This window comes from Acidovorax sp. K2F, from assembly GCF_025246485.1.
Taxonomy (GTDB): Bacteria; Pseudomonadota; Gammaproteobacteria; order Burkholderiales; family Burkholderiaceae_C; genus Acidovorax; species Acidovorax delafieldii.
This window is the reverse complement of sequence record NZ_JAOBSQ010000098.1, coordinates 1-1,258: the sequence shown is the minus strand read 5'-3', so window position 1 is coordinate 1,258 and position 1,258 is coordinate 1. Positions and strand designations below refer to the sequence as shown.

Below are 1,258 nucleotides of genomic sequence, written 5' to 3'. Positions count from 1 at the left end.
CAGGCTGCTGAAATACTCCCCAGCGTCCGAACCTGTTCAGCGGCTGTAGCCGCATTTTTCCGTATCCTGAAAGTCAACCCCTCAAAATCGCCTGCTTTCAGTCGCAAAGCACGGTTTTCTGATCCTTTTTCCTTTACACCTGCCCCTGCAGACGGATTTGCCCCAAGCTGCGCAACCGCGTGAGGTTGTAGCCCGCCATCGTCAGCACAAACATCTGGTCCACCTTCTTGATCCCGCGCACCACCACCTGACGCATGTGCCCCACCGTCTTGGCCCAGCCAAAGCCTTGTTCGATCAGCTTTCTCTTTTGCTGGGAGATGGCGTAGCCTTCGCTGCCCGCGATCCTGTCAGGCACCGCCGATTGACGACCTGATTTGTTCTGCGCCACATGGGGCAGCACGTTCATCTCTTGCAGCGCGTCGATGAACTCCTTGGCGTCGTAACCCTTGTCTGCGCCCAGCGTGATCGTGATGGGGTCATCGCCGGGCAGTGCCTGTCGCGCATCGTTGATCATGGCCTTGGCCGCTTCGCGCTCTGCATGTCCGTCGGCCTGGGTGACCACGGCACTGACCACCAGCCCATGGCGGTTGTCGGTGAGTGTGTGGCCCATGAAGCGCAACTCGCTGGCCGTCTTGCCCTTGCGGTACAGCCGTGCGTCCCCGTCCGTGGTGGATTCATGGGTGTCGTTGCTGCGCTTTTGGTCTTTGAAGTTGCCCGCGTCCGTATCGTCGTCGCCCTGGCGATCTTTGCGCACAAAGCTCTTGTGGCCCGCCCAGGCCTGGATCAGGGTGCCATCCACGCTGAAGTGCTCGCCCGAGAGCAGTTCCTGCTCCTGGGCTTGTTGCACGATCTGATTGAAGAACTCGATGACCGCATCGTGCTCGATCAGGCGTTCGCGGTTCTTGCTGAAGACGCTGGGCACCCAAACGGCATCGTCCATGGCCAGGCCAATGAACCAGCGAAACAGAAGGTTGTACTGGGTCTGCTCCATGAGCTGGCGCTCCGAGCGCACGCTGTAGAGCACCTGGATGAGCATGGCGCGCAGCAGCTTTTCGGGAGCAATGCTGGGGCGCCCGCCTTTGATGTCGGCCGCATACATCCGGGCAAACAGCTCGTCCATGTTGGCCAGGGCTTTATTGACCATCACACGGATCACGCGCAAGGGGTGATCGGCGGGCACGAAGTCATCGAGGTGGCGCATGGTGAACAGGCTCTCGGTGAAGGTGTCGGCTCCGCGCATGTCTGGCTTGTCTGTCTG

1 protein-coding gene is annotated in these 1,258 nt (G+C 60.3%); it reads right to left on the bottom strand.

Annotated elements, in window-relative coordinates; all coding sequences use genetic code 11:
• Window positions 1-133: 133 nt before the first annotated feature.
• Window positions 134-1,240, bottom strand: a complete 1,107-nt coding sequence (locus tag N4G42_RS25415) for an IS5 family transposase (protein WP_047350942.1) — start codon at window positions 1,238-1,240, stop codon at window positions 134-136.
• Window positions 1,241-1,258: the final 18 nt, after the last annotated feature.

What these genes read in the sequence shown, in the direction of transcription:
- N4G42_RS25415 (WP_047350942.1), bottom strand. Translation starts at nt 1,240, where the DNA reads ATGCGCGGAGCCGACACCTTCACCGAGAGCCTGTTCACCATGCGCCAC.